This window comes from Pseudomonas sp. AN-1, assembly GCF_034057115.1.
In the GTDB taxonomy this organism is placed as follows: Bacteria; Pseudomonadota; Gammaproteobacteria; order Pseudomonadales; family Pseudomonadaceae; genus Geopseudomonas.
The window spans coordinates 1-24,009 of sequence record NZ_CP139195.1; the positions used below are offsets into that span (position 1 = coordinate 1).

The window sequence follows — 24,009 nt, forward strand, 5'->3', positions numbered from 1 at the left end:
TGAGTCCTGCAACGGAAAAAGGCCGATAACAATCATGATCCCCGTGATCGATTGAGCGCTTGGCCCCCGCTGCGCGAACTACAGAGTGGCCCGGGCGGCAACGCCCAACGAAGGCCGGATATACGAATGCAACCGCACTGACGACAGGGTTGGAAAGGCTTTACTCACTACTTGTGGGGATAGTCCATATACGCCATGTTAGGTGGCGTTGAGTTACGCGAATAGCTTGGCAATTGCCCCACCTTTACGAATGGCTCTTTCTTGAGCCGTTTCGTTAAAATCAGAACGGATATTTACTTTGGCATCTGCCTGCAAAAGAGTTTCTGCAATAGTGCAATTTTCCTTGCTAACCGCGACATGCAGTGGGGTTTCGCCCATATCGCCGATGGCATTAGGGTTTGCTCCTGCCTCAAGAAGTACTTTGACGGCGTAGGCATCATTGCGCCACACCATGACATGAAGCGGGGTGTCGCCATCGCAGTCAGTGCTGGAGATAGACACAGCCTTTTCACCCATTTCGGCTGGGAAAAGCACGTCTGATGTTGAGGCTAGAATTTCCTCCAGCGTGGCGCGATGTTTTGGTTTGCGGCCCATAGACACCTAACTATAAATAGACACCATCTGGTGCATAACACCCCAGACGGGATTGGTGGATAACATTCCTTGTCATTTCTGCTTTCCCTGCCTACGCTGCGGGTTCCGCGGTCAGGATGACCGCTTCGGGGAGTTATACACCATGGATGGCAAGCCCAGGCTGCTCGACCAGATGCGTGAGCGGATTCGCGTCAAACACTACTCCATTCGCACCGAGAAGGTCTATTGCGAGTGGGTGAAGCAGTTCATCCGTTTCCACCAGTACCGCCATCCCATGGAGATGGGCGCTCCGGAAGTGGAGGTGTTTCTGACCGATCTGGCCGTGCTGAGTCCGCTGGATCGTCCCTGAGCCCGCTCACCCGCACTTGCTGTGCCCGCAGTTCAGGCAGGTGGCGCAGCCTTCCAGCTTGACCACCGCCTGGGTGTGGCAGTGGCCGCAGAGTTGCGCGCCGGGGGGGAAGCCTTCGCCGGGTTCCAGCGCGGCGGCGCCCTGGCTGGCTTCCCAGGCGGCGCGGCGTTCGGCCAGGTAGCGCTGCTGCGCCGCGTCCGGGGTCTGCTCGCGGAGCATGCCGATGGCGATCAGGTGGCGCTCCAGCACTGCGCCGATCTCGGCGACTATCGACGGCATGTACACGCCGCCCTTCTTCAGGTAGCCGCCGCGCGGGTCGAACACCGCCTTGAGTTCCTCGACCAGGAAGGTGCAGTCGCCGCCCTTGCGCAGCACCGCGGACATTATGCGGGTGAGGGCGACTATCCATTGGAAGTGGTCCATGTTCTTCGAGTTGATGAAGATCTCGAAGGGCCGGCGCTGCTCGAAGGGCGTGCCGGCGTTGAGCAGGATGTCGTTGATGGTCACGTAGAGGGCGTGCTCGAACAGCGGCGACTTGATCTTGTAGGTGGTGCCGGTCAGCACTTCCGGGCGCTGCAGGCTTTCGTCGAGCTGCACCGGGGCTCCGGGCGTTTCGGCGGGGCGCTGGCCTTGGGCGACCACCTGGAAGCTCTTGATGCGCTGGTCGATCTTCACGGTCATGGGCGTTCTCCCGGAGTGGGCATCCGCTGCGCGCGGCGCACCCTGCGGAGGGGTCAATACTTGCCGTAATAGCCTTCCTTGAGCGCGTCGAACAGGTTGGCGGCGGTGTTCACCTCGCCGTCGTACTCGACCAGCTCGTTGCCGCGCAGCTCCACCACGCTGCCGTCCTCCAGCTCGAAGCGGTACAGGGTGTTCGCGAGGTCCGTCTCGCGCACCAGCACGCCCTGGAAGGCGGCGGGGTTGAAGCGGAAGGTGGTGCAGCCCTTGAGGCCCTGGCGCCAGGCGTAGCGGTAGATGTCCTTGAACGCCTCGAAGGGGTAGTCGCTGGGCACGTTGGCGGTCTTGGAGATCGACGAGTCGACCCACTTCTGCGCCGCGGCCTGCATGTCGACGTGCTGGGTCGGGCCGATGTCGTCGGCGCCGACGAACCACTCCGGCAGGCCGCGGTCCGGGTCGGCCTGTGGATCGACCAGCGCGCGGTAGGCCAGCAGTTCGTAGCTGAGCACCTCGACCTGTTCCTTGGCCTTGCGCCCGGGGCGCACCAGGTTGCGCACGTAGCGGTGGGCGAAGCTCGGTTCGATGCCGTTGGAGGCGTTGTTGGCCAGGCTCAGGCTGATGGTGCCGGTGGGCGCGATGGAGCTGTGGTGGGTGAAGCGCGCGCCGGTTTCGGCCAGCGCGGCGACCAGTTCGGGGGCGATCTCGGCGAGGCGCTGCATGTAGCGTGAGTAGCGTGCGTGCAGCACACGGCCCGGCAGCCTGTCGCCCAGCCGGTAGCCGTCGCTGGCCAGCTCCGGGCGCTGGCGCAGCATCTGCGCGGTGACCTCGAACTCCTGCGCCAGCAGCGGCGCCGGGCCTTTCTCCCTGGCCAGCTCCAGCGCCGTCTGCCAGCCGACCAGGGCCAGTTCGCGGGCCACGTCCTCGGTGAAGCGGCAGGCCTCGGCGCTGCCGTAGCGCAGGCGCAGCATGGCCAGCGCCGAGCCGAGGCCGAGGAAGCCCATGCCGTGGCGGCGCTTGGCGAGGATCTCGCGGCGCTGCGTCTCCAGCGGCAGGTTGGCGAGTTCCACCACGTCGTCGAGCAGGCGGGTGAAGATGGCCACCACCTGGCGGAAGCGCTCCCAGTCGAAGCGCGCGTCGATGCCGAACGGCGCCTCGACGAAGCGGGTGAGGTTGACCGAGCCGAGCAGACAGGCGCCGTAGGGCGGCAGGGGCTGCTCGCCGCACGGGTTGGTCGCGCGGATCTCCTCGCACCACCAGTTGTTGTTGAGCTGGTTGACCCGGTCGACGAGGATGAAGCCGGGCTCGGCATAGTCGTAGGTGGAGGCCATCAGCATGTCCCACAGGTGGCGGGCGCGCACCTTGCCGTAGACCCGGCAGGCCACCTTGCCGTCCTCGCGCACCCGGTAGCCCTCGCGCAGCGGCCAGTCGCGCCAGAGCACCTGGTCGGGGTTGGCCAGGTCCAGCCGGTCGACCTCGCGCGGGTGCAGCGGGAACACCAGCGGCCAGTCGGCGTCGTTCTCCACCGCCTGCATGAAGTCGTCGCCGATCAGCAGGCTGAGGTTGAACTGGCGCAGACGGCCGTCCTCGCGCTTGGCGCGGATGAACTCGCGCACGTCCGGGTGGGCGATGTCGAAGGTGGCCATCTGCGCGCCGCGCCGCCCGCCGGCGGAGCTGACGGTGAAGCACATCCGGTCGAAGATATCCATGAACGACAGCGGCCCGCTGGTGCGCGCGCCGGCGCCGGCGACCAGCGCGCCGCGCGGGCGCAGGGTGGAGAACTCGTAGCCGATGCCGCAGTTGTGGATGACCATCAGGCCGTTCTCGCCTGCCAGATAGTTGTGATGCTGCTCGACGGTGAAGTCATGAAAGGTTTCGCCGATGTCCAGATTGCGGCGGATGCTCTCCACCGGACGCAGGATGCGCGCGAAGTCGATCAGTTCGCGCAGTTGCGGAAATCGCTGGCTCCAGCGATCGAGCCAGATACGGCTGACGATGTCCTTGCGGTGGTAGCCGTGATGGAAACCGAGCGTCTGCCGCTCCCGACAGTCGAGGCGTTCCGCTTCGGCGCTCAGCGCTGCGCCAAGTCGGACCGGCAGGCGATAGCGATCGTATTGCCCCGACTGGCTGGCCTGCTCGGTGATACGGCTGCGCTTGCTGCTGTCGGCCATGAACTCGGCGACCCTGGCGAGAAAGGCCGAATCGGAGATCTTCAGCAGCGCTCCCCCGCTGTCGCGGATGACATGACCGTTGTGGAGGTGTTCGCGGGGTTTGCGCCGCGAGATGCCTCCCGGCACGCCGAACAGTGCCAGCAGTCCTTGCAGTTGTGCGGCAAAGGCCTGGCTCTGCATGGCGATGGTCACGCTGCCCCGCTCGCGGCTGACCGTTCCGTCCGTGTCGATCAGGCCGGCCAGGAACGGCAGGAAGCTCCGTTCGGGGTGAGACATCACCCATGCCGGTACCCGCAGGGTGGCGCTTTTCGGGCCGACCTGCCCGTCGATCAGGTCAATGGCTCTGCTGGCCGCAAAGCTGGCCACGGTGTAGCTCCAGACCGGCGTGCCGTTCCGCGTGGTCGTGGAGGCTACCTGCGCCTGCGCTCCGCAGAAGGCCTGGAAGAAGGCGGCGTACCGCTCGACGACTTCACGCTCTGCGGCAAGGATCTTGAAAACCAGACGTCTGCCGGCAGCGCAGGCCCTTTCGAGCCATGCCCGGCGGCTTTTCCGGTAGCGGAAGCGTTTCTCGCTGCAACTGCCGTCGCCCAGATGGGCGCCGGCAAACCAGGCCTGCAGCGCATGGCTACGGTCGGCTTCCCAGGCGAAGCGGTGGTGGACCAGGGCATCGTGCGCGTCGATCTCGTCCGCCCGCACATAGATCAGCCGATCATGGCGGTAGACCAGCACCGGATGGTGGATCGAGGTCTTCAGGCTGGCTCCGTTCGAGACGATCTCGATGTTCTCCGAACGGGACACCCGGAGGGTCAGATGTCGCTCGATGGCGCGCATTTCGAAACGGCCGGCATTGCGATCAAAGCAGAGCATGCGCGCATGGCGCTCATCGGCCGCGCGCCGGGCCGACACCACGCCATGCTCGGTGACGACCCAGGTGTCCGGAGAGACGCAGCCGGCCTTGAGGGTCAGGCCGGCCTCGTGCAGCTTGCCGAGGATGTCGTCCATGGAGTCATGGATGCTGCCGGACACCGTGCAGTTGACGGTCGAGGTGGCCGGCCGCTGCTGCTGCGCGCCGGCGTTGGCGACGATGCGCCCGGCAGGGATGGCGCCATTCTGCAGCGCCCAGAGGAACTGCGCGTACCAGTGCTCGCGCTGCTCGGGCGCCTCCACCTCGGCGACGGCGCGGGCCACCCGCCGCCAGGTGGCGTCGAGGTCGGCGTCCACCGGCGTGCCGTCGGCTTCGACAAGGCGGTACTTCTGCGCCCAGATGTCCAGGGCTGCGGCCTGCAGGGGGATGGCGGTCGCGCGTGGCGGCGTTGTGCCTGCGTGCCTGGCCATGGCGCCGAACCTCCGGTCGAAGCAAGGATGCTTTCACCTTAGCTGCAGGCCCGCAGCTGCGCCCGGATGTCGGTCGCGCGGTCGTCGCCGGGCAGGCAGCGCCGGGCGTGCTAGCGTTCTTCCAGTCAGCCCTCCGCACAGGTGATCCGCCGTGGACGAGTCGAACATGATCAGCGCCGGTACCGAAAAGGCCGGCCAGCTCTGGCAACTGGTCGCCGACTACGGCGCCGCCTTCGCGGTGAAGATCCTCGCCGCCATTGCCTTCTGGGTGGTCGGCCGCTGGCTGATCGGGGTCGCCGTCGGCCTGGTGCAACGCTCCCTGGGCGCGCAGCGGGTCGATCCGACCGTGCTGCGCTACCTCGGCTCGTTCATCACCGTCACCCTCAACATCCTGCTGGTGATCGGCATCCTCGGCTATTTCGGGGTGCAGACCACCACCTTCGCCGCGCTGATCGCCGCGGTCGGCCTGGCCATCGGCATGGCCTGGTCGGGGCTGCTGGCCAACCTCGCCGCCGGCGGCTTCATCATCGTCCTGCGCCCGTTCAAGGTCGGCGACTTCGTCAGCGCCGGTGGCGTGACCGGCACGGTCACCGAGATCGGCCTGTTCGCCACGGCGATCACCACCCCGGACAACGTGCTGACCCTGGTGGGCAACAACAAGATCTTCGGCGACAACATCCTCAACTACACGGCCAACCCGTTCCGTCGCGTCGAGCTCAAGGCCCAGCTGGCCGGCGCCGCCGACTGGCACGCCGCGGCGGCGCTGCTCAAGCAGCGCATCGCCGCCATCGACAACGTGCTGGCCACGCCTGCGGTGGACGTGGAGATCCTCGAGTTCAACCTGGTCGGTCCGGTGCTGGCGGTGCGCCCGTACTGCCACAACGACCACTACTGGCAGGTCTACTTCGACACCAATCGCGTCATCAAGGACGCCCTCGGCGAGGCCGGCTTCCCGGCACCGATGCCGGCGCAGACAGTCATCGTGCAGCAGTCCGGCGGCCCGCTTTGACAGGGGAGCGGGGCGAACCTACGCTGCTGTGGCATCGACTCGAGGCATGAGTGGTCCGGTCTGGCGCGTGCGCGACCAGGCCGGTGCAGGGGGCGAGACGGTGTGGCTGGGCGGTTTCCGCGCTCGCTGCGGGACGCCCGTTCGCGCAATCCCTGGACGGTGCGTGCCCGCTGCGGCATGGCCCGCCCGACCCGCGACGAGGAGCACCCGATGAAACCCCTTCTGCTTGCCCTGCTGGCCGCGCTGCCCGCCACGGTGGCCCAGGCCGCCGACCCCGAGGTTCCCTATCCCGCCGGATACCGCTACTGGCAGCATGTCAAGAGCATGGTGATCGAGCAGGGGCACCCGCTGTACGAGTCCTTCGGCGGCATCCACCACATCTATGCCAATGCCGCCGCCCTGGAGGGCTACAAGGCCGGCAAGTTTCCGGACGGCGCGGTCATCGTGTTCGATCTGCTGGAGGCCAGGCGTGCCGACAGCGCGGTCACCGAAGGATCGCGCAAGGTGGTCGGGGTGATGCACAAGGATGCCGGCAAGTACGCCGCCACCGGCGGCTGGGGCTTCGAGGGCTTCGCTGCCGGCGACCCGGCCCGGCGCGCGGTGGGCGCCAATGCGGCGAGCGCCTGCTACTCCTGCCACGCCCCCGAGAAGGCCCACGACTACGTGTTCAGCCGGCGGCGCGACTGACCTCCCGCATCCTGGCGTTGCGCCGCGGCCTCTCGCCGACGAGGGGCCGTGGCGCTCGCTGTGCCCGCCACGAAGACCTGCCGTCCCCCTTGCAATGCCCGTCTGCTCTACCTAGAGTTCACCCGCACCCGAGAGGCCTCCACGGCCGTCTGGCACGGAGGCTCCAGCAGGTTATGGAGCAACCATGATCGAGATCGAAAAACTCACCAAACGCTTTGCGCAGCACACGGCGGTGGACGAGCTGTCCTTCCGCGTCCAGCCCGGCGAAGTGCTGGGTTTCCTCGGCCCCAACGGGGCCGGCAAGTCGACCACCATGAAGATGCTCACCGGCTTCCTCGCGCCGACGTCGGGCACCGCGCGCATCTTCGGCTTCGACATCCGCAGGCAGACCCTCAAGGCCCAGCAGCAGATCGGCTACCTGCCCGAGGGCGCGCCCTGCTACGGCGACATGAAGGTGCGCGGTTTCCTCGAGTTCATCGCCGAGGTGCGCGGTTTCCGCGGCGCCGAGAAGAAGGCGCGGGTGGCGAAGGCGGTGGCGCAGGTCGAGCTGGACAAGGTCCTCGAGCAGTCGATCGAGACCCTGTCCAAGGGCTTCAAGCGCCGCGTCGGCCTGGCCCAGGCGATCCTCCACGATCCGCGCGCGCTGATCCTCGACGAGCCCACCGACGGCCTCGACCCCAACCAGAAGCATCAGGTGCGCCAGCTGATCCAGAACCTGGCGACCGACAAGATCATCATCATTTCCACGCACATCCTCGAGGAAGTCACCGCGGTCTGTTCCCGCGCAGTGGTGATCGCCGGCGGCCGGCTGCTGGCCGACGGCACGCCCTTCGAGCTGGAGAGCCGTTCGCGCTACCACCAGGCGGTGACCCTGGTCGGCGAGGCGCCGCTGGACGAGGCGGCGCTGGCGGCGCTGCCGGGCGTGGCCGGAGTGGAGCGCAACGCCCGCGAGCACAGCCTGACCGTGCTGGCGCAGCCCGGCCAGGCGATCTTCCCGCAGGTCAGCGCGCTGGTGGCGGTGCGCGGCTGGAACATCAAGGAAATGGACGTGGAGCGCGGCCGCCTCGACGAGGTGTTCCGCACCCTGACCCGAGGAGAGGCGGCATGAGGCAGTTGCCGGTAGTCTTCAGGCGCGAGCTGGCGAGCTATTTCGCCACGCCGCTGGCCTACGTGTTCATCGTGATCTTCCTGGTGCTGTCCGGGGTGTTCACCTTCTATCTGGGCAGCTTCTTCGAGCGCGGCCAGGCCGATCTCGCGCCGTTCTTCGAATTCCATCCATGGCTCTATCTGTTCCTGGTGCCGGCGCTGGCCATGCGCCTGTGGGCCGAGGAGCGCAAGAGCGGCACCATCGAGCTGTTGATGACCCTGCCGATCACCCGCGCCGAAGCGGTGGGCGGCAAGTTCCTCGCCGCCTGGGCGTTCGCCGGCATCGCCCTGCTACTGACCTTCCCGATGGTCGTCACGGTCAACTACCTGGGCGAGCCGGACAACGGCGCCATCCTCACCGGCTACATCGGCAGCTGGCTGCTGGCCGGTGGCTACCTGGCGATCGGCTCGTGCCTGTCGGCGCTGGCCAAGAACCAGGTGATCGCCTTCATCCTCACCGTCTGCGTGTGCTTCCTGTTCATCGTCAGCGGCTTCCCGCTGGTGCTCGATGCCTTCAGCGGCTGGGCGCCGCAGGCGCTGGTGGATGCGGTGGCCTCGCTGAGCTTCCTGACCCGCTTCGATGCGATCAGCAAGGGCGTGCTCGACGCGCGCGACCTGCTGTACTTCGCCAGCCTGATCCTGGCCTGGCTGGCCGCCACCGCAGTGGTCATCGACCTGAAGAAAGCCGACTGAGGAGCGCGCGATGAAACGCATCATCCATTCCGGCAGCGGGCTGCTGCTGATCGCCCTGGCGTTCCTGGCCTTCAACATGGTCGCCGGCCTGGGGCTGCCCAACGCCCGTCTCGACCTCACCGAGCAGAAGCTCTACACCATCAGCGAGGGCACCGAACGCATCCTCGCCGGGCTGGACGAGCCGGTGAACCTGTACTTGTTCTACTCCGACAACGTCAGCCGCGACCTCGTGCCGGTGCGCAACTACGCGCGGCGCGTCACGGAGATGCTGCGCGCCTACGAGCGCGCCGCCGGCGGCAGGATCCGCCTCGAGGTGATCGACCCCGAGCCGTTCTCCGAGGACGAGGACCGCGCCGCCGAGTTCGGCCTGCACGCCGTGCCGCTGCAGCAGGGCGGCGACAAGCTGTACTTCGGCCTGGCCGGCACCAATGCGCTGGACGACGTGCAGACCATCCCGTTCTTCCCGCTCGACCAGGAGGAGTTCCTCGAGTACGAGATCAGCCGCCTGGTACAGAGCCTGGCCAAGCCGCAGCGGCCGGTGGTCGGCGTGCTCTCGGGGCTGCAGATGGACGGCGGCTTCAATCCGCTGACCGGTCAGGCCGGCACGCCCTGGATGATCATGGAACAGATCCGCCAGCAGTTCGCCCTCAAGAGCCTGCAGGCCGGCATCGACCGCATCCCCGACGAGGTGTCGGTGCTGCTGCTGGTGCATCCCAGGCAGCTGCCGCAGCCGACCCTGTATGCCATCGACCAGTTCGTGCTGCGCGGCGGCAAGCTGCTGGCCTTCGTCGACCCGTTCAGTGAGGCCGACAGCGGCGGGATGACGGGGCAGGGCAATGCCTCCGACCTCGAACCGCTGTTCAAGGCCTGGGGGCTGCGTCTGCGTCCGGGCGAGATGCTGGTCGACGGCAGCTATGCGATGGCCGTGGGCATGGGCGCGGAACAGCGGCCGGTGCGCCATCCGGCCTGGCTGAGCCTGCCCAGGGCGGCGCTCGACCGCGAGGACGTGACCACCGCCGCGCTGGAGAACCTGACCGTGGCCAGCACCGGCATCCTCGAACCGGTCGAGGGAGCGAAGACCCGTTTCACTCCGCTGCTGCACAGTTCCGAGTACGCCATGCCGATGGACGCCCAGCGCCTGGCCATGCTGCGCGACCCGCAGGAGCTGCTGCGCGACCTTGAGCCGACCGGCGAGCGCTACGCCCTGGCCGCGCGGATCAGCGGGCCGGCGCAGTCGGCTTTCCCCGACGGCATCGAGGGGCAGAAGGATGGCCTGAAGGGCGCCGAGAACATCAACCTGATCGTGGTCGCCGACACCGACCTGCTCGCCGACCGCATGTGGGTGGAGGTGCAGGACTTCTTCGGCCAGCGCATCCCGCAGCCGTTCGCCGACAACGCCGGCTTCGCCATCAACGCGCTGGACAACCTGGCCGGCAGCGATGCGCTGATCAGCGTGCGTTCGCGTGGACGCTTCAGCCGGCCGTTCGTGGTGGTGGAGAACCTGCAGCGCCAGGCCGAGGCGCGCTTCCGCGAGCAGGAGGAGATCCTCAATCAGCGCCTGGCGCAGACCGAGCAGCGTCTGGCCGAGCTGCAGCAGGGCGACAATCCCGAGCAGGTGCTGGAGTTGACCCCCGAGCAGCAGGCGACGGTGCAGCAGTTCCTCCAGGAGAAGCTGGCGATCCGCAAGGAGCTGCGCGAGGTGCGCTACCGCCTCAACGCCGATATCGAGGCGCTGGGCCGCAGCCTGAAGTTCGTCAACATCGGTCTGGTGCCGCTGCTGCTCACCGTCGCGGTGATCGGCCTGTGGCTGCTGCGCCGCCGGCGCACGGCCTGAGCCCGCTCGTGCAGGTGGGTTGGCCGCATGGCGGCGCAACCCGCCAACGATGCCGCAAGGCATCGCCCTAGCCGGCCTTGCGGCCACAGGGTGGGTTACGGCCTGCGGCCTGGCCCACCCTGCGCTGGCCTTGAGCGCCCGGCATGTCCAAGGAGGTACTCATGCAACGCAAGTCGCTATGGATTCTGCTGCTGGCCGTGCTGGGGCTGGGCGGGCTGTTCGCCTGGCTGCAGCGCGGCGCCGAGGCGCCGCGCCTGGCCGAGCGTCAGCTGCTGCTGCCGGCGCTGGCCGGCCATGCGGAGCGGGTGCAGGCGCTGGAGATCCGTCATGGCGAGCTGCCGGAAATCCGCATCGAACGCCGCGACGGCGGCTGGGTGGTGCCGGCCAAGGCCGGTTTCCCGGCGGCGGCCGGCGAGGTCAATCGCCTGCTGCGTGCGCTGGGCGAGGCGCGCAAGGTCGAGGCCAAGACCCGCAACCCGGACAACCATGCCCGCCTGGGCCTGGCCGAGCGCGGCGAGGGAGCGGCCACCCGGCTGACCCTCGAGGGTGTCGGCCAGGCGCCGCTGGCGCTGCTGATCGGCCAGGCCTCGCGCCAGGGCGGCCAACTGGTGCGGCTGCCGGGCGACGACCAGGTGTGGCTGGTCGACCAGCCGCTGCAGCTGGTGGACAACGAGCTGGCCTGGCTGGACCGGCGCATCAGCTCCATTCCCTTCGCCGAGGTTCGCGAGGTGACGGTGCGCCACGCCGACGGCGAACAGCTCGACGTCTGGCGCGAGTCGCCCGAGCAGTTCAACCTCGCCCTGCGCCAGCTGCCACCCGGCAGGAAGCTGGCCTACGAGGCAGCGGCCAACGGCATGGCCACGCTGTTCGCCAGCCTGGATTTCGCCGACGCCGCGCCGCTGGCGCAGGTCGGCTTCAAGGGCGCCCCCGAACTGACCTTCCGCCTGAGCACCTTCGCCGGCGGCGAACTGCAGGGCTCCTTCCACCTGCAGGGCGGGCAGCACTGGCTGGTGCTCGGCGCCGGCAAGGGCCTCGACGGCCAGTTGATCGCTGGCCGGGAGTGGGCCTACCGTCTCGAGGAGCAGCAGTACCGCACGCTGGCCAAGCGGGTGAAGGACCTGCTGGCCCCCGGCGGCTGAGCGGGCGAATACCGCCCCGATCCTTGCGTTGGGTCAAGCTCGGGGGGCTTTTCAGTACACGCTCTTTGTTTATACTCGGGGCAGCGGTCGTCAAGAACGCCATTCGTAATACCCGCTCCAGACGCCGTGTGGCGGCGGAGGTCGGATATAACAAGAAGAACGTTTTCAACGTACCGTCCCGAGCTGCTCCCGTGGTGGAGCAATGAAAATTTGCGAGTCTGGAGAGAGTTGTAATGGCGAATCGTGAGATTGGAACCGTCAAGTGGTTCAACGATGCCAAGGGCTATGGATTCATTCAGCGCGAGAGCGGCCCTGACGTGTTCGTGCACTATCGTGCGATCCGTGGCGAAGGCCACCGTTCGCTGATCGAGGGGCAGCGCGTCGAGTTCGCCGTTGCCCAGGGCCAGAAGGGCCTGCAGGCGGAAGACGTCACCAAGCTCTGAGACTCGAGCTGTGCAAGAAGCCCGTCCTCGCGACGGGCTTTTTGTTGTCCGCCGTTTGCCCGGCTCAGGCGGGGACGGGCAGGGCGCCCAGGCAGCCGATGTCCTCGCGCGCCGTCTCCACCAGCAGGCACAGTGCGCGGCCCTGCTCGGCCCAGTGCTGGCAGGCGTCGGCCAGCAGTTCGAGGAAGGTTTCCAGCGCCGCCTCGTCCACGTCGCTGCCCGCGGCGATCGGCAGGCGCACGGCGAGCAGCCGGCCGGCCGGCCAGTCCAGCTCGGTCAGGCAGTCCCAGGCGGCGTCCCAGTTCTGTCCGTAGTAGTCGGGGAAGTCCAGCGCCTGGCCGAGGGCGGCGAGCAGGTGCTCGCGGTCGATGCTCTGCGGCGCCAGGGGCCGCCAGAGAGTCTCCGGCGTTTCCCCGGGCCAGCCCGGCATGCAGCGGTAGATCCCGCAGCGACTGCGGTCGGCCAGGGCCTGCTCGGCGAACTGCTGCGGGGTCATGGTCTGGGCTCCAGCACGCGGAAGCTCTTGTAGTGATCTTCGGTGTAGTAGTAGATCACCGGCGGGTTGCCGCTGGTGACGATGCGCCGCGGGCCGCGATGGGACAGCCCCGGCGTGCGTACCGTGTACTCGCGGTAGTAGCCGCGCGGCTGGGCCGGCAGCTGGCGCTCGCGGTTCTGGAACACGGTGCCGTCCTGGCTGTGCGGGTAGGGCCCGCCCCGGCGGATCAGGGCGAGGGTCTTGTCGATCTCGCGCTGGATCGGTGCCTCGACCTGCAGCGTGCTGCCGCCGCCGGCGGGCGCCGGACTGAACAGCTTGTGCAGCGGCCCCTGGGTGAGCAGCCAGCCGACGAACAGCAGCACCAGCAGCGCGGCGCCGCTCAGCAGCTTGAGCGGGTTGCCCTGCGCCGGCCTGCCGGCGGGGCGCGGGCCGCGCTGACGCGGTGCGGGCTGCGCCTGCGGCGCCACGCCCTCGAGGCTGACCCAGGCGGCCTTGAGCCGGCCGGACTTGTCGCGGGTGATGTCGAACGCCGCCCGGTCGCCCTTCTGCGGCCGCCGTGCGGCATTGCGCACGGCGGAGATGTGGAAGAACACTTCAGCCGAGCCGTCGTCGGGCTGGATGAAGCCGAAACCGCGGTCGTCGTTCCAGGTGACGATCTTGCCTTGCATTGCCTGTCTCTTGAATGGTGGTGGGGAGGCCGGGGATCAGTCGGTGCGCCAGGTGATCTCGCTGACGCCTTCGGCGGTGACCTTCAGCCAGCGGTCGGCATCTTCCTCGCCCTGTTCCTCGCTCCAGCTGCCCGGGGCGCAGCGCACCTGGACGCCGAGCGCGGCACAGGCCGCCTTGGCGCAGGCCAGGTCGTCCTCCCAGGGGGTGCGATCGCTGTCCAGCAGCAGGCTGCTCCAGCGGCCCACCGCCTTGGGCAGCCAGGTGACGGAGATGTCGCCGACGCGGCACTTGCTGGTCTGGCCGCGGGTCTGCCATTCGCTGCACGGGCCGATGGCCTGTTCCAGCCAGGCGGTCACCGCCGGCAGTTCGGCGTCCTTGAGGTAGATCTCGATATCCGGTTGGCGCATGTCGGGCTTCCTGATACGGCGATGGGGGGGCGCGGTCGGCGGGCGACCGCAGGGTGCAAAGCGTGGCCGGTTACTGGCGCTCGATCCAGTCGTAGCGCACCGAGACGGTCACCGTGAACGGCTCGGCGAGGATGCGCTCGCGGCGCTCGGCGTTGACCCGCCAGCCGTGCGGGGTCATCGCCAGCAGGTCGCTGCGCGCGTCGAAGCTGTCCAGGTCCAGGCGGAACTCCAGGGTCTGGGTGTCGGCCAGCTTCAGGGTCTCTGGCAGGTCGGCCAGGTGCTTGTCGTCGACGTAGTCGCGCACCTCGTCGTAGAGCTTCTGGCGCAGCTCAAAGAGGTGCATGCGCGCCGGGCCCAGGCGCAGGATGCCGCCGCCGGGGCGCAACAGGCGCGCCGCCTCGTGCCAGTCGATCGGGCTGAACACGCTGGCCAGCAGGCCGCAGGAGCCGGTGGCCAGCGGCACGCGGGCCATGCTGGCGACCATCCAGGTCAGCTGCGGCGCGCGCTTGCAGGCGCGCTTGACCGCCTCGCGGGAGATGTCCAGGGCGTAGCCGTCCGCCTGCGGCAGGGCCTCGGCCAGCTGCGCGGTGTAGTAGCCCTCGCCGCAGCCGATGTCGATCCAGCGCGCCGGCGCGCGTGCGCTGGCCAGCTCGGCCAGGCGCGCGGCCAGCGGCGCGTAGTGGCCGGCGCCGAGGAAGCGCCGGCGCGCCTCGACCATGGCGGCGTTGTCGCCCGGGTCGAGGCTCTTCTTGTGCTGCACGGGCAGCAGGTTCAGGTAGCCCTGGCGGGCGCGGTCGAAGCGGTGGCCTTGGCTGCACTGCACGCCGTTGTCGTGGCTGTGCAGCGCGCCGCTGCAGATCGGGCAGATCAGCATGGTCAGGCCGCCAGCAGACGCACCAGCGTCTGGTAGTAGATCTCGGTGAGCAGGTCCAGATCGCTGGCCAGTACCCGCTCGTTGACCTGGTGGATGGTGGCGTTGACCGGGCCGAGCTCGACCACCTGGGTGCCGAGGGTGGCGATGAAGCGGCCGTCCGAGGTGCCGCCGGTGGTCGAGGCGGTGGTGTCGCGGCCGGTGACCGCCTTGATGCTGGCCGACACCGCGTCGAGCAGGGCGCCCGGCTCGGTGAGGAACGGCAGGCCGGACAGCGACCAGTCGACCTGCCACTGCAGGCCGTGCTTGTCGAGGATCGCCGCGACGCGCTTCTGCAGGCCGTCCACCGTGGACTCGGTGGAGAAGCGGAAGTTGAACAGCGCGGTCAGTTCGCCGGGGATGACGTTGGTGGTGCCGGTGCCGGAATGGATGTTGGAGATCTGGAAGCTGGTCGGCGGGAAGAAGGCGTTGCCGGCGTCCCAGTGCTCGGCTGCCAGTTCGGCGAGCGCCGGGGCGACCAGGTGGATGGGGTTCTGCGCCAGGTGCGGGTAGGCGACGTGGCCCTGCACGCCCTGGATGCGCAGCTTGCCGTTGAGCGAGCCGCGGCGGCCGTTCTTGACGATGTCGCCGACCTGCGAGGTGCTCGACGGCTCGCCGACGATGCACCAGTCGAGGCGCTCGCGGCGTGCGGCCAGGCGCTCGACCACCGCCTGGGTGCCGTGCTGCGCCGGGCCTTCCTCGTCGCTGGTGATCAGGAAGGCGATGGCGCCCTTGTGCTGCGGGTGGTCGGCGACGAAGCGCTCGACGGCGACGATCATCGCCGCCAGGCTGCCCTTCATGTCGGCCGCGCCGCGGCCGCAGAGCATGCCGGCTTCGTCGACGAAGGCGGCGAACGGCGCATGCTGCCAGGCTTCCAGCGGACCGGTCGGCACCACGTCGGTGTGGCCGGCGAAGCACAGCACCGGGCCCTCGCCGCCGCGGCGGGCCCAGAAGTTGTCCACTTCCTCGATGCGCATCGGCTCCACGGCGAAGCCGCAGGCGGCCAGGCGCGCCATCATCAGCTGCTGGCAGCCTTCGTCCAGCGGGGTGACGGAGGCGCGGCGAATCAGCTCGCAGGCCAGTTCGAGGGTGGGGGAGAGGGTGGTCATGCAGGCTCCGCAAACGGCGAAAGATCGAAAGCGCCTATGGTAAAGGAAAACGGCGCCATTTCTGAGCGCCGTTGTCGGGGAAGGCCGGGGGCCGTGCTGCTCGCAGGGGCGAGTTCATTCGCCTGGAGGCCGGCATGGGCGAATGAGTCTGCCCCATGCCGGCCTCCAGGGATGTCAGGCCGGCACCTCGTCGGCGCGCGGCTCGGGCCTGGGCAGCGAGGACAGCAGGGCCATGACCAGGGCGGCCAGGTAGGGCAGCGACTGCACCAGCAGCACGGTGACCCAGAAGAACACGTCGACGCCCGGCAGCGGCTGGGTCAGCGAGATGCCGAGGGCCGCCGCCCACAGCAGCAGCATGACGAACACCTCCTCGCGCGCTTCCGCCAGGGCCAGCAGCAGGCCGTGGTTGCTGCGCATCTTCGGCGTGCGGAAGAACGGGATGCTGCTGGTGACGAAGCCGAACAGCACCGCCTTGGCGATGGTGTGCGACAGCGCGAGGCCGGCCACCGCGGCGGCGCAGGCGTCCTTCATGTTCACGCCGACCGCGCGGCGGTAGAGGAACAGGATCTTGCCCAGCTTGAACATGAACAGTGCCAGCGGCGGGATGGCGAAGATCATCAGCGGCGGGTCGACCCGGTGCGGCACGATGATCATCGCCGCCGACCACAACAGGGCGCCGATGGTGAAGAAGATGTTCAGGCCGTCGGCGATCCACGGCAACCAGCCGGCGATGAAGTGGTAGCGCTGGCCGCGGGTCAGTTCGCTGTCCTTGCCGAAGAACAGGCTGGCCATGTGCCGCTTCATGATCTGGATGGCGCCATAGGCCCAGCGGAAGCGCTGCTTCTTGAAGTCGATGAAGGTGTCGGGCATCAGGCCCTTGCCGTAGCTCTGCTCGGAGTAGGCGGCCGACAGGCCCTTCTCGAACACGCGCAGGCCCAGCTCGGCGTCCTCGGTGATGCACCAGTCGGCCCAGCCGAGTTCGTCGAGCACGCTGCGGCGGGTCATGGTCATGGTGCCATGCTGGATGATCGCGTCGCGGTCGTTGCGGGTCACCATGCCGATGTGGAAGAAGCCCTTGTACTCGGCGTAGCACAGCTTCTTGAACAGCGATTCGTTCTGGTCGCGGTAGTCCTGCGGCGACTGCACCACGGCGATCTCCGGATCGGCGAAGTGCGGGACCATGTGCTTGAGCCAGTCGGGCTCGACGCAGTAGTCGGAGTCGATCACCGCGATCACCTCGGCGTCGGGCGCGGTATGGCCGAGGATGTAGTTGAGCGCGCCGCCCTTGAAGCCGGCCAGGGGCGCGACGTGGAAGAAGCGGAAGCGCGGGCCGAGGGTTTCGCAGTGGGCCTGCACCGGCTCCCAGACCGCCGGGTCCTTGGTGTTGTTGTCGATCACCAGGACCTCGAAGTCCGGGTAGTCGAGGCGCGCCAGCGCGTTGAGGGTCTGCTTGACCATCTCCGGCGGCTCGTTGTAGCAGGGCACGTGGATCGACACCTTGGGCCGGTAGGCATGCTCGTCGGTGACCGGCGGGAAGGGCCGCACGCGCTGGTGCTTCCACACGGTTTCGGCCAGCTCGTGGGCTTCGGTGAGCAGCACGATCATCACGCCGAGGGCGCCGATGGCCAGCAGGATGCCGACCAGGGTGCTGAACCAGTTGCTGTACTGCTGGCTGTAGTCGTAGGCGATCCACACCAGCATGGTGGCGGCGAGGAACGCGACTATGGTCAGGAAGGTGCGGCCGCGCTGGCGCAGGGCGCTGCCGTCGATCAGCAGCAGGGCGAGGGCGAGCAGGGCGAGCACGCCCGAGGCGGTGGCCAGCAGGCGCCACTGGGGGATTTCCACCACCGGGCCGGCGAACGGGAACTTGGGCTGGCGCTCGGCGTTGTAGACGCCCCAGTAGGCGCCCACCGAGCCTTCGTCGCCAGCCTTCCACGGCTGGTCGAAGGCCTCGATGACGAAGTAGTTGTAGCCTTTGGCGTTCAGCTTGTTGACCAGGGTGCGCAGGTAGATGGCCTGGTCGGCCTGGGTGGCCTGGGCGCCACCGCGGGTGCGGCCGTTGCTTGGCCAGCCGACCTCGCCCAGCAGCAGCGGCTTCTTCGGGAACATCTTCTTCAGTTCGCGGGCGCGCTCGAGGACGAAATCGACCGAGTCCTCCTGCGGCACGAACTCCCAGTAGGGCAGCACGTGGGCGGCGATCAGGTCGACGTGCTTGGCCAGCTCCGGGTACTTCTGCCAGATGTGCCACTGCTCGGCGGTGGTCACCGGCACCTTGAGCGCGCCGCGCACCCGGTCGAGGTAGCCGATCAGCTGTTCGGGGGTGACTTCCTCGCGGAACAGGGCCTCGTTGCCGACCACCACGCGCACCACGCTGCGCTCGCGCTTGGCGATCTCGATGCCGCGCTCGATCTGCGACTCGTTGGCCGCCTCGTCGTTGCTCAGCCAGATCCCCAGGGTCACGCGCAGGCCGGCCTCCTCGGCCAGGCGCGGGATCTCGGCCTGTATGCCGTCGACCGAGTAGGTACGGATGTTGTCGGTCTGACTGCTCAGCAGCTCGAGGTCGGCGCGGACCTCGTCCTCGCTCGGATAGGTGTTCTCCTGCGGGTTCTGGTGCAGGCGGAACGGGGCGTAGGAGAAGCCGGAGATCTGGTCGGGCCAGTCCGGGGCTTGCAGTGGTTGGTTGAACCAGGCCCACAGGCCGGTGAACAGGGAAGCCACGGCCACGACCATGACCAGGTTGAGACCCAATTTGCGAGCAGACATGTATGCAGGGTTCCAGGAAGAGGAACAGGGGAAAGGCCGGCGGACACCGACGCGCGCGCATCCTACTCTGTGCCCCGTGGGCTGTACAGGGGCGGTGCCGGCGTCCGTACTGCCAATATGACAGCGTTATCGCACGCCGGTTCGCTGGGCGCCGGCGGAGTGACGAACTTATAATGCGCCACGCATTTTTCCGGGGGTGTCATGCAGATCGACGAGCAGCGTTTTGGCGGCATTGCCCGCCTGTACGGCCGCCTTGGCCTCGAGCGCCTGGCCGCGGCTCATGTGGCGGTGGTCGGCATCGGCGGCGTGGGTTCCTGGGCCGCCGAGGCGCTGGCGCGCAGCGGGGTGGGCGAGATCTCGCTGTTCGACCTCGACGACGTCTGCGTGACCAACACCAACCGGCAGATCCACGCCCACGCCGGCAACATCGGCCGGGCCAAGGTCGAGGCGATGGCCGAGCGCATCCGTGCCATCAATCCGGACTGCACGGTGCACGCGGTGGCCGACTTCGTCACCCGTGAGACCATGGCCGAGTACATCACCGAGCAGCTCGACGGGGTGATCGACTGCATCGACAGCGTGGCGGCCAAGGCGGCGCTGATCGCCTGGTGCAAACGGCGCAAGATCCAGATCGTCACCACCGGCGGCGCCGGCGGGCAGATCGACCCGACGCAGATCCAGGTCGCCGACCTCAACAAGACCTTCAACGATCCGCTGGCGGCCAAGGTGCGCTCGACCCTGCGCCGCGACTACAACTTCTCGCGCACGCCGGGACGCACCTACAGCGTGCCCTGCGTGTTCTCCAGCGAACAGCTGCGCTACCCCAAGCCGGACGGCAGCGTATGCCAGGCCAAGGGTTTCGTCGGCGAGGGCGTGCGCCTGGACTGCGCCGGCGGCTTCGGTGCGGTGATGATGGTCACCGCCACCTTCGGCCTGGTCGCCGCGGCGAGGCTGGTCGACAAGCTGGTGGCCGGTGCGCGCCGCCCGGCGGAGCGTAAGGCAGCCGAGTAGGGTGCGCCATGCGCACCATCGAACCCGGGCGGTGAAGGACGGTGCGCGCGGCGCACCCTACGCCAGTTGGCGGATCCGCGTGAGCACCGCATTCAGCCCGTTGCTGCGCGAGGGCGACAGCTGGCGCGCCAGGCCGAGCCGATTGAACCAGTCGGCCACGTCCACCTCGGCCAGCTCGGCGGCGGTGAGGCCGTTGACCCGCAGCAGCAGCAGGGCCAGCAGGCCGCGCAGCAGGCGCGCGTCGCTGCTGGCGCGTATCTGTAGGCGTTCACCGTCATGGCCGGGTACCAGCCACACCGTGCTTTCGCAGCCGTGCACGCGGTTGCTCTCGCAGCGTTCCTCTTCGCTCAGCGGCTCCAGGCGTTCGCCCCACTGCATCAGCAGGCGCGCGCGCTGCTCCCAGCCGGGGCAGACGGCGAAGGCGTCCAGCGCCTCGCGGGCGGCCAGGGGCAGGTTCATCGCAGCAGCTCCAGGGCGTGGTTTAGGGCGGCGAAGAAGCGCTCCAGATCGTCGCCCTCGCTGTACAGGCCGAGCGACACGCGCACCGCGCCGGGCATGCCGAGGCGACGCAGCAGCGGCATGGCGCAGTGCTGGCCGGCGCGCACGGCGATGCCCTGCTCGCCGAGCAGGTGCGAGAGGTCGGCGTTGTGCACGCCCTCGACCACGAAGCTGGCCAGCGCGGTGTGCGGCTCGCTGAGCAGGTGCAGGCCGTCGAAGCGGCGCAGGCCCTTGAGCAGGCGCTGGTGCAGGGTGGCTTCGTGGGTGGCGATGGCCCGCTCGTCCTGGGCGTTCAGGTAGTCGAGCGCGGCGCCCAGGCCGATGGCGGCGGCGATCGGCGGGGTGCCGGCCTCGAAGCCCAGCGGCGGCGCACGGAAGTGGGCTTCGTGGTAGTCGGCGAACTGCACCATCTCGCCGCCGAACTGCCAGTGCTGCAGGCGGGCGAGGGCGCGGCGGCGGCCGTAGAGCACGCCGATGCCGTCCGGGGCGTACAGCTTGTGCCCGGAGAACAGGTAGAAGTCGCAGCCCAGCGCCTGCACGTCGTGGCGGCCGTGGACCACGCCCTGGGCGCCGTCGACCACGGTCAGGGCGTCCTGGGCGCGGGCCAGGGCCAGCAGGCGCTCCAGCGGCTGCCAGCGGCCGAGCACGTTGGACAGTTGGCTGACCGCCAGCAGGCGGGTGCGCGGGCCGATCAGGGTGGCGGCCTGCTCCAGGTCGACGTCGCCGGCGCCATCCAGCGGCAGCACCACCAGTTTCAGGTTGCGGCGCAGCGCCAGTTGCTGCCAGGGCAGCAGGTTGGCGTGGTGCTCGAGGGCGCTGACGGCGATCTCGTCACCGGCCGTGAACAGGTGCTCGAGGCCGTAGGCCAGCAGGTTGATACCTTCGGTGGTGCCGCGGGTGAAGACGATTTCGTCCGTGCTCTGCGCGTTCAGCCACTGGGCGACCTTGCTGCGGGCGCCCTCGAAGGCCAGGGTGGCCCGCTCGCCCGGGGCGTGCTGGGCGCGGTGCACGTTGGCGGCGCCGCCGGCGTAGTGGTCGAGCAGGGCATCCAGCACGGCCTGCGGCTTCTGCGCGGTGGCGGCGCTGTCGAGGTAGGTCTGGGCGCTGGCGGTGAAGGCGGCGAAGGCCGGGAAGTCGGCACGCCAGGGAGAAGGCAGGGACATGGTGGCTCCTGTCAGGGGCGGTCCCGGTAGGGTGCGCCACGCGCACCGCATGGCGGTGGCTGGCTGGTGCGCACGGCGCACCCTACGGCGAGCTGCTTAGTTGTGCGCGTGCAGCATCTCGTTGAGCTCGATCGCGGTCTTGTTGGTCTTGCACTCGACCGCGCCGGTCTGCGAGTTGCGGCGCAGCAGCAGGTCGTTCTGCCCGGCGATATCGCGCGCCTTGACCACTTCCACCAGCTGGTTCTGCTCGTCGAGCACGGCGACCTTGGTGCCGGCGGTGATGTACAGGCCGGACTCCACGGTGCAGCGGTCGCCCAGCGGGATGCCGATGCCGGCGTTGGCGCCGATCAGGCAGCCTTCGCCCACGGAGATGACGATGTTGCCGCCGCCGGACAGGGTGCCCATGGTCGAGCAGCCGCCGCCCAGGTCCGAGCCCTTGCCGACGAACACGCCGGCGGAGACGCGGCCTTCGATCATGCCCGGGCCGGCGGTGCCGGCGTTAAAGTTGACGAAGCCCTCGTGCATGATGGTGGTGCCTTCGCCGATGTAGGCACCCAGGCGCACGCGGGCGGTATCGGCGATGCGTACGCCGCTCGGTACCACGTAGTCGGTCATCTTCGGGAACTTGTCCACCGAGAACACTTCCAGCAGCTCGCCCTTCAGGCGCGCTTCCAGCTGGCGCTCGGCCAGCTCGGCCAGGTCGACGGCGCCCTCGTTGGTCCAGGCCACGTTGGGCAGCAGCGGGAAGATGCCGGCCAGGCTGGTACCGTGCGGCTTGACCAGGCGGTGGGACAGCAGGTGCAGCTTGAGGTAGGCCTCCGGGGTGGTCGCCGGGGCGGCATCCTCGGCCAGCAGCACAGCGACCAGCGGCTTGCGGCTCTCGGCCAGGCGGGTCAGCAGGGCGGCCTGGGTAGCGTCGATGCCCTTGAGTGCGCCGGCCAGGTCGTGGGCCTGGTGGTTGGTCATGGCGATGGTCTGGTTGCCGCCTTCGTAGCCGAGGGTGGCGGTGGTCGCGGCGACCAGTTCGGCGGCCGGAGCCAGCAGCGGCTGGGCGTAGAAGACTTCCAGCCAGGCGCCCTGGCGGTTCTGGGTGCCGACGCCGAAGGCGATGCTGTAGAGATTCTGCGACATGCGGATGTTTCCTTTCGAGAGTTGCGGGCGGCCGGCTCAGGCGAGCGCGGCGGCGTAGAGTTCCGGCTTGAAGCCGAGCAGGGTACGGTCGCCGAGGTCGAGCACCGGGCGCTTGATCATCGACGGCTGCGCCAGCATCAGCTCGATGGCGCGGTTCTGGTCGAGATCGGCCTTCTGCTCGTCGGCGAGCTTGCGGAAGGTGGTGCCGGCGCGGTTGAGGACCTTGTCCCAGCCGTGCTCGGCGCACCACCTTTCCAGGCTGGCGCGGTCGATGCCGGCGGCCTTGTAGTCGTGGAAGCGATAGGCGACGCCCTGCTCGTCGAGCCAGGTGCGGGCCTTCTTCATGGTGTCGCAGGCCTTGATGCCGTACAGGCACAGTTCGGTCATGGCGGGCTCCGGGTCAGGCGAAGGCCAGGTACAGGCGGTAGAACAGCGACGACAGCATCACCAGCACGCCGGTGGCCAGCACGGCCACGCCGGCATCGCTGTCGCGGCGGGTGTAGCCGACGCAGAGCAGCAGCATGCCGGCGGCGATCAGCGCGGTCATCACGTTGAGCGGATTGTCCATCATCCCTGGCGAGACTCCAGGTAGGCGCGGATGCGCCGGGCGGCCTCGACGCACTCGGCCAGCGGGGCGACCAGCGCCATGCGCACGCGGTTGGCGCCCGGGTTGACGCCGTCCACTTCGCGCGACAGGTAGGAGCCGGGCACCACGGTGACGTGCTCGCGCTCGAACAGATCGCGGGTGAAGGTGGTGTCGGCCACCGGGGTCCTGGCCCACAGGTAGAAGCCGCCGTCCGGGCGCTGCACGTCGAGCACGCCGTCAAGTACTTCCAGCACCGCGGCGAACTTGGCGCGGTACAGGTCGCGGTTGGCGCGCACGTGCTCCTCGTCGTTCCACGCGGCGATGCTGGCCAGCTGGGTCTGCACCGGCATGGCGCAGCCGTGGTAGGTGCGATAGAGCAGGAACGGCTTGAGGATCTCGGCGTCGCCGGCGACGAAGCCCGAGCGCAGGCCCGGCAGGTTGGAGCGCTTGGACAGGCTGTGGAACACCACGCAGCGCTTGAAGTCCTGGCGGCCCAGTTCGGCGCAGGCGGTGAGCAGGCCGGGCGGCGGGTTGTCCTCGTCGAAGTACAGCTCGCTGTAGCACTCGTCGGCGGCGATCACGAAGTCGTTCTCGTCGGCCAGGGCGATCAGCTGCTTCAGGGTGTCCATGGGCACCAGGGCGCCGGTGGGGTTGCCCGGCGAGCAGATGAACAGGATCTGGCAGCGCTGCCAGACCTCGGCCGGCACGGCGTCGAAGTCCGGGTTGAAGCCGTTGTCTTCCAGGCACGGCAGGTAGTGCGGCTGGGCGCCGGCCAGCAGGGTGGCGCCTTCGTAGATCTGGTAGAACGGGTTGGGGCTGACCACCAGGGCGCCCGGCTCGCGGTTGACCACGGCCTGGGTGAAGGCGAACAGCGCCTCGCGGGTGCCGTTGACCGGCAGCACGTGGCGGGCGGCGTCCAGCCAGCCGGCCGGCACGCCGAAGCGGCGCTCGCACCAGGCGGCGATGGACTCGCGCAGGGCCGGCAGGCCGAGGGTGGTCGGGTAGGTGGCGAGCTGGTCGAGGTTGCTCGCCAGCGCCTGGGCGACGAACTCCGGCGAGCGGTGCTTGGGTTCGCCGATGGACAGGGCGATCGGCTTCTTGTCAGCCGGCGGCTGGGCGCCGGCCAGCAGCGCGCGCAGCTTTTCGAACGGATAGGGCTGCAGGAGGTCGAGGGCTCGGTTCATCAGGGGT

General features: G+C 68.6%; 23 protein-coding genes and 1 pseudogene. 9 read left to right on the forward strand and 15 right to left on the reverse strand.

Translation table 11 applies throughout. The features are described from left to right. Window positions 1-213 precede the first annotated feature (213 nt). Window positions 214-594, reverse strand: a complete 381-nt coding sequence (locus SK095_RS00005) for an ankyrin repeat domain-containing protein (protein ID WP_320547486.1) — start codon at window positions 592-594, stop codon at window positions 214-216. A gap of 142 nt (window positions 595-736) precedes the next feature. Here SK095_RS00005 and SK095_RS00010 point away from each other — a divergent pair. After that, window positions 737-916, forward strand: a pseudogene (locus SK095_RS00010) (phage integrase N-terminal SAM-like domain-containing protein); the annotation flags it as partial. Between the two features lie 33 nt (window positions 917-949). On the opposite strand, the gene SK095_RS00015 reads toward SK095_RS00010, so the two are convergent. Both SK095_RS00015 and SK095_RS00020 read right to left on the reverse strand, forming a co-directional pair. Beyond that, window positions 950-1,624 carry an NrdJb gene (locus SK095_RS00015; protein ID WP_136489067.1) on the reverse strand — a complete coding sequence of 225 codons (675 nt, stop codon included), beginning with the start codon at window positions 1,622-1,624 and terminating at the stop codon, window positions 950-952. Window positions 1,625-1,677: 53 nt separating this feature from the next. After that, window positions 1,678-5,124 carry an adenosylcobalamin-dependent ribonucleoside-diphosphate reductase gene (locus tag SK095_RS00020; RefSeq protein WP_320547487.1) on the reverse strand — a complete coding sequence of 1,149 codons (3,447 nt, stop codon included), beginning with the start codon at window positions 5,122-5,124 and terminating at the stop codon, window positions 1,678-1,680. Between the two features lie 166 nt (window positions 5,125-5,290). On the opposite strand from SK095_RS00020, the gene SK095_RS00025 reads away from it, so the two are divergent. The 7 genes from SK095_RS00025 (at window position 5,291) to SK095_RS00055 (ending at window position 12,075) form a co-directional block, all read left to right on the forward strand. Next, the gene (locus SK095_RS00025; RefSeq protein WP_372239868.1) at window positions 5,291-6,133 is read left to right on the forward strand and encodes a mechanosensitive ion channel family protein; all 843 of its coding nucleotides are present in this window, start codon (window positions 5,291-5,293) and stop codon (window positions 6,131-6,133) included. Window positions 6,134-6,343: 210 nt separating this feature from the next. Continuing rightward, window positions 6,344-6,820, forward strand: coding sequence for a cytochrome P460 family protein (locus SK095_RS00030; RefSeq protein WP_136489069.1), 477 nt, complete (start codon window positions 6,344-6,346; stop codon window positions 6,818-6,820). Between the two features lie 184 nt (window positions 6,821-7,004). Beyond that, complete coding sequence (locus SK095_RS00035; RefSeq protein ID WP_320547488.1) at window positions 7,005-7,928, forward strand: ABC transporter ATP-binding protein; 924 nt, start codon at window positions 7,005-7,007, stop codon at window positions 7,926-7,928. Beyond that, a complete protein-coding gene (locus SK095_RS00040) occupies window positions 7,925-8,659 on the forward strand; it encodes an ABC transporter permease subunit (protein WP_201486048.1) in 735 nt (244 codons plus the stop codon). Before SK095_RS00035 ends, SK095_RS00040 begins: the two co-directional genes overlap by 4 nt. Window positions 8,660-8,669: 10 nt before the next feature. Then, a complete protein-coding gene (locus SK095_RS00045; RefSeq protein WP_201486049.1) occupies window positions 8,670-10,493 on the forward strand; it encodes a GldG family protein in 1,824 nt (607 codons plus the stop codon). Between the two features lie 161 nt (window positions 10,494-10,654). Further along, window positions 10,655-11,632 carry a DUF4340 domain-containing protein gene (locus tag SK095_RS00050; protein WP_320547489.1) on the forward strand — a complete coding sequence of 326 codons (978 nt, stop codon included), beginning with the start codon at window positions 10,655-10,657 and terminating at the stop codon, window positions 11,630-11,632. Window positions 11,633-11,865: 233 nt separating this feature from the next. After that, window positions 11,866-12,075 (forward strand): cold-shock protein, encoded by a 210-nt coding sequence (locus SK095_RS00055; RefSeq protein ID WP_136489074.1) that lies wholly within the window; start codon window positions 11,866-11,868, stop codon window positions 12,073-12,075. Window positions 12,076-12,139: 64 nt separating this feature from the next. On the opposite strand, the gene SK095_RS00060 is transcribed toward SK095_RS00055, so the two are convergent. The 6 genes from SK095_RS00060 to SK095_RS00085 form a co-directional block, all read right to left on the reverse strand. Continuing rightward, entirely contained in the window at window positions 12,140-12,571 is a 432-nt protein-coding gene (locus SK095_RS00060) for a barstar family protein (RefSeq protein ID WP_320547490.1), read from the reverse strand. After that, window positions 12,568-13,239, reverse strand: a complete 672-nt coding sequence (locus tag SK095_RS00065; RefSeq protein ID WP_320547491.1) for a ribonuclease domain-containing protein — start codon at window positions 13,237-13,239, stop codon at window positions 12,568-12,570. The genes SK095_RS00060 and SK095_RS00065 overlap by 4 nt, the downstream gene beginning before the upstream one ends. 36 nt (window positions 13,240-13,275) lie before the next feature. Further along, the gene (locus SK095_RS00070) at window positions 13,276-13,647 is read right to left on the reverse strand and encodes a hypothetical protein (RefSeq protein ID WP_320547492.1); all 372 of its coding nucleotides are present in this window, start codon (window positions 13,645-13,647) and stop codon (window positions 13,276-13,278) included. 70 nt (window positions 13,648-13,717) lie between these two features. Further along, on the reverse strand, window positions 13,718-14,521 hold the full coding sequence (locus tag SK095_RS00075; protein ID WP_136489078.1) for a putative RNA methyltransferase: 804 nt from the start codon (window positions 14,519-14,521) through the stop codon (window positions 13,718-13,720). Window positions 14,522-14,523: 2 nt separating this feature from the next. After that, on the reverse strand, window positions 14,524-15,666 hold the full coding sequence (gene dapE / locus SK095_RS00080) for a succinyl-diaminopimelate desuccinylase (RefSeq protein WP_320547493.1): 1,143 nt from the start codon (window positions 15,664-15,666) through the stop codon (window positions 14,524-14,526). A gap of 174 nt (window positions 15,667-15,840) precedes the next feature. Beyond that, a complete protein-coding gene (locus SK095_RS00085) occupies window positions 15,841-18,429 on the reverse strand; it encodes a glycosyltransferase (protein WP_136489080.1) in 2,589 nt (862 codons plus the stop codon). A 201-nt stretch (window positions 18,430-18,630) separates the two neighbouring features. Between SK095_RS00085 and tcdA the strand changes: the two genes are divergently transcribed. After that, window positions 18,631-19,440 (forward strand): tRNA cyclic N6-threonylcarbamoyladenosine(37) synthase TcdA, encoded by an 810-nt coding sequence (gene tcdA, locus SK095_RS00090; protein ID WP_136489081.1) that lies wholly within the window; start codon window positions 18,631-18,633, stop codon window positions 19,438-19,440. Between the two features lie 57 nt (window positions 19,441-19,497). Here the strand turns inward: tcdA and SK095_RS00095 are convergent, their stop codons facing one another. The 6 genes from SK095_RS00095 to dapC form a co-directional block, all read right to left on the reverse strand. Continuing rightward, window positions 19,498-19,899, reverse strand: coding sequence for a SufE family protein (locus SK095_RS00095; protein ID WP_136489082.1), 402 nt, complete (start codon window positions 19,897-19,899; stop codon window positions 19,498-19,500). Continuing rightward, a complete protein-coding gene (locus tag SK095_RS00100; RefSeq protein ID WP_136489083.1) occupies window positions 19,896-21,101 on the reverse strand; it encodes an aminotransferase class V-fold PLP-dependent enzyme in 1,206 nt (401 codons plus the stop codon). Before SK095_RS00100 ends, SK095_RS00095 begins: the two co-directional genes overlap by 4 nt. A 96-nt stretch (window positions 21,102-21,197) precedes the next feature. Beyond that, window positions 21,198-22,232 (reverse strand): 2,3,4,5-tetrahydropyridine-2,6-dicarboxylate N-succinyltransferase, encoded by a 1,035-nt coding sequence (gene dapD, locus SK095_RS00105; protein ID WP_136489084.1) that lies wholly within the window; start codon window positions 22,230-22,232, stop codon window positions 21,198-21,200. Between the two features lie 36 nt (window positions 22,233-22,268). After that, window positions 22,269-22,619, reverse strand: coding sequence for an ArsC family reductase (locus SK095_RS00110; RefSeq protein WP_136489085.1), 351 nt, complete (start codon window positions 22,617-22,619; stop codon window positions 22,269-22,271). A 13-nt stretch (window positions 22,620-22,632) separates the two neighbouring features. After that, entirely contained in the window at window positions 22,633-22,803 is a 171-nt protein-coding gene (locus SK095_RS00115) for a hypothetical protein (RefSeq protein ID WP_168772485.1), read from the reverse strand. Then, entirely contained in the window at window positions 22,800-24,002 is a 1,203-nt protein-coding gene (dapC, locus tag SK095_RS00120; RefSeq protein WP_136489086.1) for a succinyldiaminopimelate transaminase, read from the reverse strand. The genes SK095_RS00115 and dapC overlap by 4 nt, the downstream gene beginning before the upstream one ends. Window positions 24,003-24,009: the final 7 nt, after the last annotated feature.